This window comes from Rhizobium sp. PEPV16 (assembly GCF_008919455.1).
GTDB lineage: Bacteria > Pseudomonadota > Alphaproteobacteria > Rhizobiales > Rhizobiaceae > Rhizobium > Rhizobium leguminosarum_Q.
This window is the reverse complement of sequence record NZ_VSZV01000157.1, coordinates 1-7,786: the sequence shown is the minus strand read 5'-3', so window position 1 is coordinate 7,786 and position 7,786 is coordinate 1. Positions and strand designations below refer to the sequence as shown.

The window sequence follows — 7,786 nt, the reverse complement described above, 5'->3', positions numbered from 1 at the left end:
TCCAGGCATCGCTCAAAGAGGATATCGGACGCTGATGGCCCTTTCTCGTCGCGCCTTTGGAGTGGGACTGCTCGGAGCCGGCGTCGTCGGCACCGGCGGTTATTTCGCCGTCCGTGATCGGCCGGAATTGCAGGGCCTGCTCGGCAGCCGCACGACGCTGTTCGGCTTCGTCGGCGGCGAGAAGGAGGCCTTCCTGGCCGATCCCGACGTCATCAAGGCGCTCGGCGGATACGGATTGACGGTGGGCAGCCGTGTCGCCGGCTCCGTCGAGATGGTCCGCGAACAGGCGCTGCTGTCGCAGCATCCGCAATTCCTCTGGCCGTCCTCCTCGATCATGGTCGATATCGCCAGGCAGAACGGCATTTCCATCCGCAACGACCGCGTCGTGCTGAACACGCCGATCGTCGTCTATTCCTGGCAGCCCGTCGTCGATGGACTGATGAAAGCGGGATTGGTGACGGTGACGAACGAAGGCCATCATCAGCTCGACCTCAAGGCTTTGCTGGATGCGATCCTTGCCGGGTCCGACTGGTCGAAGCTCGGCGTCAATTCGCTCTACGGCCGTGCCCGCATCGTCTCGACCGATCCCAACCGCTCCAATTCCGGCTTCATGTTCGCAGGCCTGGTGCTCAGCCTTTTCAGCGGCAATGTCGCGACTTCAGGCGATCTCGCCACCTTCGGCGGCAAGGTGCAGGCGATCTTCCGCAACATGGGCTTCAAGTCGCCGTCGTCAGGCAAACTTTTCGACCAGTATCTCGCAGGCGGCCTCGGCGGCGAGCCGATGATCGTCGGCTATGAGAACCAGTTGGTCGAATGGATCCTCGCCGATCCCGCACGCTGGGACCGCATCAAGGCGAGTGCCGGCGCAAAGCCGGTGGTGCTCTATCCGCGCCCGACCGTCTATTCGGCGCATCCGCTGATCGTCGTCGACGAGAACGCCAACCGGCTGATCGAAGCGCTGGTGAGCCCGAAGCTCCAGGAACTCGCCTGGACGAGACACGGCTTCCGCGGTCCGCTGGGGACCGCCACCGGCAACGCCGACAGTGCGATCGGCACCCTGCTGCCGGCCGAGGTCGATGCCATCCTGCCGATGCCGGATGCAGGCGTTATGCTGTCGCTGCTGCCGACACTGGCAAGCTGAGCCGCCAGGTTTTTTCGGCATAAGCCTTGCTTTTGCGCCAAATCGAATGTATGGGCACCGGCATTCCACACGTAAGGCATGGGATCGTCCGGGAGAAATCCGGGCTGTTCCGCCCGGTGGCATCCTCGAAGAGGGTGCTGTTCGCCTTGCGGAGGTTCAACCGGAAAAGGAGTAACAAGGCATGGCATTGCCTGATTTTTCTATGCGCCAGCTTCTTGAGGCAGGCGTCCACTTCGGCCACCAGACTCATCGCTGGAACCCGAAGATGAAGCCGTATATCTTCGGCGATCGCAACAACATTCACATCATCGATCTGGCCCAGACCGTTCCGATGCTGTCGCGCGCCCTTCAGGTCGTCAGCGACACCGTTGCCCGCGGCGGCCGCGTTCTCTTCGTCGGCACCAAGCGCCAGGCGTCTGAGATCATTGCCGACAGCGCCAAGCGCTCGGCCCAGTACTACGTCAACTCGCGCTGGCTCGGCGGCATGATGACGAACTGGAAGACGATCTCCAACTCGATCCAGCGTCTGCGCAAGCTCGACGAGATCCTGAACGGCGAAGCCCAGGGCTTCACCAAGAAGGAACGCCTGAACCTCGAGCGCGAACGCGAAAAGCTGGACAAGGCCCTCGGCGGTATCCGCGACATGGGCGGCACGCCCGACCTGATGTTCATCATCGACACCAACAAGGAAAAGATCGCGATCGACGAAGCCAAGCGCCTCGGCATCCCGGTTGTCGCCATCATCGATTCGAACTGCGATCCGGACCTGATCGACTATCCGATCCCGGGTAACGACGACGCATCGCGGGCGATCGCTCTTTACTGCGAGCTGATCTCCCGCGCCGCCATCGACGGCATCGCACGCCAGCAGGGCTCTTCCGGCCGCGATCTCGGCGCATCCTCCGAAGTTCCGGTCGAGCCGGCTCTCGAGGAAGCAGCCGAAGGCTGATGAAAGCGGGCGGATCGAAAAGGTCCGCCAATGCTTGCAGAGACTGGGAAAGGCCGCTCGCGACTCATCGAAGTTCGGCGGCCTTGCCTGTTTCAAGGGGAGGGCGTCAGGCTCTCCGCCCGATAAGTTTCGTTATGGCGCGTCTTCATCACGCTGTCATACATACAGGTACATTTCGTGCCTCAATCCGGTGCCGAGCCGCGCTTTACGGCCCACCGTATGAACCGACAAGAGGAAGCTAATGAGCGAGATTACGGCTGCAATGGTGAAGGAACTGCGCGAAAAGACCGGCGCAGGCATGATGGACTGCAAGAAGGCTCTTGCTGAAACCGGTGGCGACATGGAAGCGGCGATCGACTGGTTGCGTGCCAAGGGCATCGCCAAGGCCGACAAGAAGTCCGGCCGCACTGCTGCCGAAGGCCTCATCGGCGTTTCGAGCCAGGGCACCAAGGCCGTCGTCGTCGAAGTCAATTCCGAAACCGACTTCGTTGCCCGTAACGATGCCTTCCAGGAACTCGTTCGCGGCATCGCCAAGGTCGCCGTATCCACCGACGGCACTGTCGATGCCGTTGCCGCTGCGATCTACCCGGCATCCGGCAAGTCCGTGTCCGACACGATCAAGGATGCGATCGCAACGATCGGCGAGAACATGAACCTGCGCCGTTCGGTTGCTCTCTCGGTCGAGGACGGCGTCGTCGCCACCTATATCCACAATGCTGTTTCCGACGGCCTCGGCAAGCTCGGCGTTCTCGTTGCGCTGAAGTCTACCGGCGACAAGGAAGCCCTGAACGCCATCGGCCGTCAGGTTGCCATGCACATCGCCGCCACTGCGCCGCTGGCGATCCGCCCGGAAGAAGTCGATGCCGCCGTCGCCGAGCGCGAGCGCAACGTCTTCATCGAGCAGTCGCGCGCTTCCGGCAAGCCGGACAATATCATCGAGAAGATGGTCGACGGCCGCATGCGCAAGTTCTTCGAGGAAGTCGCCCTTCTCTCGCAGGCTTTCGTCATCAATCCGGATCTGACGGTCGCAGCCGCCATCAAGGAAGCTGAAAAGGCCGTCGGCGCGCCGATCGAGGTTGCCGGCATGGCCCGTCTGCTGCTCGGCGAAGGCGTCGAGAAGGAAGAATCCGACTTCGCGGCCGAAGTCGCTGCTGCCGTCAAGGGTTGATCTTCCAGCCATAATTGGGAAAACACGAAGGGCATCGCGTGACAACGCGGTGCCCTTCGTGTATCGGGCATTCACGGCAATTTACGAGGAGCCAAGATGTCTTTAGAGCCTGTCTATAAACGTGTTCTACTCAAGGCTTCCGGCGAAGCGCTCATGGGTGGCCAGGGTTTCGGGATCGATGTGACGGTGGCGGACCGCATTGCATCCGACATCGCCGAGGCACGGCATATGGGCGTGGAAGTCGGCGTCGTCGTCGGTGGCGGCAATATCTTCCGCGGTGTCGCGGTAGCGTCCAAGGGCGGCGACCGGGTGACTGGCGACCATATGGGCATGCTCGGCACGATAATCAATGCGCTGGCGCTGGCAACCTCGCTGCGCAAGCTGAACATCGATACGGTGGTGCTTTCGGCCATCTCCATGCCCGAGATCTGCGAGAGCTTTTCGCAGCGCGCAACCCTTTATCATCTGTCGATGGGACGCGTGGTGATCTTTGCCGGCGGCACCGGCAACCCCTTTTTCACCACCGATTCCGCCGCAGCACTTCGTGCGGCCGAAATGGGTGCGGAAGCGATCTTCAAGGGCACCCAGGTGGACGGCATCTATACCGCCGACCCGAAGAAATATCCCGATGCGACCCGCCTCGACCGGCTGACGCACCAGGAAGTGCTGGACAGGGGGCTTGCGGTGATGGACGTTGCCGCCGTGGCGCTCGCCAGGGAGAATTCCATTCCGATCATCGTCTTCTCGATCCACGAGAAGGGTGGTTTTGCTGAAATCTTGACGGGCGGTGGTCTCAAGACCATCGTCTCCGACAACTGATATAAGCTGCGCCGCGGTTTCGGCGCAGCCCTCGCCAGACGGGAGCATCCATATGAGTGAAGGTATCGACATTAAGGAACTGAAACGCCGCATGGACGGTGCGATTTCCGCATTCAAGAGCGACATCGCATCGCTGCGCACCGGCCGTGCTTCGGCCAACATCCTCGACCCGGTGACGATCGAGGCCTATGGTTCGCGCATGCCGCTGAACCAGGTCGCCAACATCACCGTGCCCGAGCCGCGCATGCTGTCGGTTTCCGTCTGGGACAAGTCGATGGTCAGCGCCGTCGAGCGCGGCATTCGCGAATCCAATCTCGGCCTCAACCCGATCGTCGATGGCCAGAACTTGCGCATTCCGCTGCCGGAGCTGAACGAGGAGCGCCGCAAGTCGCTCGTCAAGGTGGCCCACGACTATGCCGAAAAGAGCAAGGTGGCGATTCGCCATGTCCGCCGCGACGGCATGGACGGCCTTAAGAAAGCCGAAAAAGACGGCGTAATCGGCCAGGACGAGAGCCGGGCGCAGTCGGAACGTGTACAGAAGATGACGGACGAGACGATTTCCGAAATCGACCGCTTGCTTGGCGAGAAGGAAAAGGAAATCATGCAGGTCTAGTGGATCTGTGCCTTTGCCTGGAAAGACCGGACGGGAAATGTCGGAATCTGTATTTGTGACTGTGCCAGAGCATGTTGCCATCATCATGGATGGCAATGGCCGTTGGGCCAAGCAGCGTGGCCTGCCGCGCACGATGGGCCATCGCAAGGGCGTTGAGGCGGTGCGCGAGACAGTCCGCGCCGCCGGTGCGGCCGGCATAAAATATCTGACCCTCTTTGCCTTCTCCTCGGAGAACTGGCGCCGGCCCGAAGCCGAGGTCTCCGATCTGCTCGGCCTGCTCAAGGCTTTCATCCGGCGCGACCTCGCCGAACTCCATCGCCAGAACGTGCGGATCAAGGTGATCGGCGACCGCCACAGCCTGCGCAGCGACATTCTGGGCCTCTTGCTGGAGGCGGAGGAGACGACCAAGGACAACACGTCACTGACGCTCGTCATCGCCTTCAACTATGGTTCGCGCGACGAGATCGCCCGCGCCGTCGTCAGTCTCGCCCGCGACGTCGAGGCCGGCCGGCTGAGAGCGCAGGATATTACACCGGCGCTGATCAACGCCCGTCTTGACACGGCCGGCATTCCCGATCCGGATCTCATTATCCGCACCAGCGGCGAAGAGCGGCTTTCCAACTTCCTTCTCTGGCAGGCCGCCTATTCGGAATTTATCTTCCTTCCGGAATATTGGCCGGATTTCAGCTCCGAGATCTTCCGCTCGGCGCTCGAGACATTCGCCTCTCGTGACCGGCGCTTCGGCGGCCTGTCGTCGCAGGCGGCCGCGGTCGGCACCTGATGCAGCAGGAACTGAAGCTCCGCATCGTTTCAGGACTGATTCTTGCGGCCATCGTTCTTGCCGCTACCTGGTATGGCGCCCTTGCCTTTCGTGTGCTGGCAGTCGTGATCGGCCTGCTGATCTACTATGAATGGTCGAAAATGACCGGCATCGCGCGCGATTGGGTCGCCAATGCCGTCGGCTGGATCGGCGAGGCGGCGATTGCCTTCCTTGTGCTTGTCGGCAATTTCGAATTCGCCGTCGGTATGCTGGCCGGCGTCACCGCCGTCGGCATCGCCCTGATCATCCTGCAGGGCACGAGCCGCTGGTTGCCAGTGGGCCTGTTTTATGCCGGCGCCACCGGCCTGGCGCTTGCCGCGATCAGAAGCGATGACCGGCCTGGCCTTTACGCCATGCTCTTCGTCTTTGCCGTCGTCTGGGCAACGGATATCCTTGCCTATTTCGTCGGCAGGGCGCTTGGCGGGCCTAAGCTTGCCCCTTCGATCTCGCCCGGAAAGACCTGGTCGGGTGCAATCGGCGGCGCTATTTCGGCGGTCGTAGCCGGCGTCCTTCTCATCCATTTTCTGCTTCCGGGCGCTGAAATCGTCGCCGCCGGCGTGGCGTTCGTTCTCTCGGTTTGCAGCCAGGTGGGCGATCTTTTCGAATCGTTCATCAAGCGAAAATTCGGCGTCAAGGATTCGAGCCGTCTCATTCCGGGCCATGGCGGCGTCATGGACCGTGTCGACGGACTGATTTTCGCCTGTTTTTCGGCGTTCTTGCTTGCTGGGGTTTTTTCCCTGATAAAGGGGGCTGGAATGACGTCGCTTGGCGCGGCATTGTTCGGGCTCTGACAACACGGCAGTCTGACGGAAAGGACTCATGGAAACGATGAGCGGCATATACGCATTTCTGATGGGGAACATCCTTACCTTCATCCTCGTGCTGTCACTGCTCGTCTTTGTGCATGAGATGGGCCATTACCTCGTCGGGCGCTGGAGCGGCATTCGCATCCTTGCCTTTTCCGTCGGCTTCGGTCCGGAGATCTTCGGATTCACCGACCGCCACGGAACGCGCTGGAAGATTTCGGTGATCCCGCTTGGCGGCTACGTCCGGTTCTTCGGCGACGAGGATGCCTCGAGCAAGCCCGACACCGACAAGATCGCCGCCATGTCCGAGGAGGACAGGGCGCGCTCCTTTGCCGGCGCCAAGCTGTGGAAACGCGCTGCAACCGTCGCGGCTGGCCCGATCGCCAATTTTCTGCTGGCGATCGCAATCTTCACCATTCTTTTCTCGGTCTATGGCCGCACGATCGCCGATCCTGTCGTTGCCGAGGTCAAGCCCGACGGCGCTGCCGCTGCCGCCGGCATCCTTCCAGGCGATCTGCTGGTCGCCATCGACGGCGGCAAGGTCGAGACCTTCGACGACGTGCGCCGCTATGTCGGCATCCGCCCGAGCCAGAAGATCGTCGTGACGATCGAGCGAGCCGGCCAGAAGCTCGATGTGCCGTTGGTGCCGCAACGTGTCGACACGACCGACCAGTTCGGCAACAAGGTCGAGCTCGGCCAGATCGGCATCGTCACCAGCCGGGAGGCCGGCAACTTCCGCCTGAAGACCTATACGCCGCTGCAGTCGCTACGCGAGGCCGTGATCGAGACCCGCGACATTGTCACCGGCACCTTCAAATATATCGGCAACATCTTCAGCGGAACGATGCGCGCCGATCAATTGGGCGGACCGATCCGCGTGGCGCAAGCTTCGGGCCAGATGGCGTCGCTTGGAATAGGCGCAGTGTTGCAGCTTGCGGCGGTGCTTTCTGTTTCGATAGGATTGCTTAACCTGATGCCGGTTCCGGTACTTGATGGCGGCCACCTGATGTTCTATGCGGTGGAAGCGGTGAGGGGGAAACCGCTCGGCTCTTCGGCCCAGGAAATTGCATTTCGCATCGGCCTGGCGATGATACTGACATTGATGGTTTTCACGACCTGGAACGACATTGGCTCGTTGAGAGGGTAAACGAGCAAGGCGAGGCTAATTACTATTTATTTACGATGTTTCAAGGCTGTAGTGGCGAATGGGTCACGCTTGCAAATGAAGTAAACAGAAATTAACGACCTGCCTTGCTTGTATGTCAAAAGCGGGTAAAACGACACACGTGACCGGAATCGGGTTTTCCTGGAGCCGGGGACGAGGGAAACAAAAGGTAATGGGTGAAATGAAGGCTGGTTCAAAGTTTTTGAACGCAGTATCGGCGGTTGCGCTGTCTGCTAGTGTTGTTGCTTCGGGCGCAGGTGCTGTGACGTTCGTTTCCGCTACGGCCGCTGAGGCCGCGGTCATCC

General features: G+C 61.0%; 8 protein-coding genes. All 8 read left to right on the top strand.

The window, feature by feature from the left end:
- The first annotated feature begins 34 nt into the window (after positions 1 to 34).
- Positions 35 to 1,141, top strand: coding sequence for a substrate-binding domain-containing protein (locus FY112_RS03285; protein WP_017960277.1), 1,107 nt, complete (start codon positions 35 to 37; stop codon positions 1,139 to 1,141).
- A gap of 181 nt (positions 1,142 to 1,322) precedes the next feature.
- Entirely contained in the window at positions 1,323 to 2,090 is a 768-nt protein-coding gene (rpsB, locus tag FY112_RS03280) for a 30S ribosomal protein S2 (protein WP_003539287.1), read from the top strand.
- A 241-nt stretch (positions 2,091 to 2,331) separates the two neighbouring features.
- The gene (gene tsf / locus FY112_RS03275) at positions 2,332 to 3,258 is read left to right on the top strand and encodes a translation elongation factor Ts (RefSeq protein ID WP_017960278.1); all 927 of its coding nucleotides are present in this window, start codon (positions 2,332 to 2,334) and stop codon (positions 3,256 to 3,258) included.
- 96 nt (positions 3,259 to 3,354) lie between these two features.
- Complete coding sequence (gene pyrH / locus FY112_RS03270; protein WP_003539289.1) at positions 3,355 to 4,077, top strand: UMP kinase; 723 nt, start codon at positions 3,355 to 3,357, stop codon at positions 4,075 to 4,077.
- Between the two features lie 52 nt (positions 4,078 to 4,129).
- Positions 4,130 to 4,690 (top strand): ribosome recycling factor, encoded by a 561-nt coding sequence (gene frr / locus FY112_RS03265; protein ID WP_018241888.1) that lies wholly within the window; start codon positions 4,130 to 4,132, stop codon positions 4,688 to 4,690.
- Positions 4,691 to 4,727: 37 nt separating this feature from the next.
- Positions 4,728 to 5,471 carry an isoprenyl transferase gene (locus tag FY112_RS03260; protein ID WP_017960280.1) on the top strand — a complete coding sequence of 248 codons (744 nt, stop codon included), beginning with the start codon at positions 4,728 to 4,730 and terminating at the stop codon, positions 5,469 to 5,471.
- Positions 5,471 to 6,301, top strand: coding sequence for a phosphatidate cytidylyltransferase (locus FY112_RS03255; RefSeq protein WP_077981111.1), 831 nt, complete (start codon positions 5,471 to 5,473; stop codon positions 6,299 to 6,301). The genes FY112_RS03260 and FY112_RS03255 overlap by 1 nt, the downstream gene beginning before the upstream one ends.
- A gap of 28 nt (positions 6,302 to 6,329) precedes the next feature.
- Positions 6,330 to 7,463 carry an RIP metalloprotease RseP gene (gene rseP, locus FY112_RS03250; protein ID WP_151517670.1) on the top strand — a complete coding sequence of 378 codons (1,134 nt, stop codon included), beginning with the start codon at positions 6,330 to 6,332 and terminating at the stop codon, positions 7,461 to 7,463.
- Positions 7,464 to 7,786 lie beyond the last annotated feature (323 nt).

What these genes read in the sequence shown, in the direction of transcription:
- FY112_RS03285 (WP_017960277.1), top strand. Translation starts at nt 35, where the DNA reads ATGGCCCTTTCTCGTCGCGCCTTTGGAGTGGGACTGCTCGGAGCCGGC.
- tsf (WP_017960278.1), top strand. Translation starts at nt 2,332, where the DNA reads ATGAGCGAGATTACGGCTGCAATGGTGAAGGAACTGCGCGAAAAGACC.
- pyrH (WP_003539289.1), top strand. Translation starts at nt 3,355, where the DNA reads ATGTCTTTAGAGCCTGTCTATAAACGTGTTCTACTCAAGGCTTCCGGC.
- frr (WP_018241888.1), top strand. Translation starts at nt 4,130, where the DNA reads ATGAGTGAAGGTATCGACATTAAGGAACTGAAACGCCGCATGGACGGT.
- FY112_RS03255 (WP_077981111.1), top strand. Translation starts at nt 5,471, where the DNA reads ATGCAGCAGGAACTGAAGCTCCGCATCGTTTCAGGACTGATTCTTGCG.
- FY112_RS03260 (WP_017960280.1), top strand. Translation starts at nt 4,728, where the DNA reads ATGTCGGAATCTGTATTTGTGACTGTGCCAGAGCATGTTGCCATCATC.
- rpsB (WP_003539287.1), top strand. Translation starts at nt 1,323, where the DNA reads ATGGCATTGCCTGATTTTTCTATGCGCCAGCTTCTTGAGGCAGGCGTC.
- rseP (WP_151517670.1), top strand. Translation starts at nt 6,330, where the DNA reads ATGGAAACGATGAGCGGCATATACGCATTTCTGATGGGGAACATCCTT.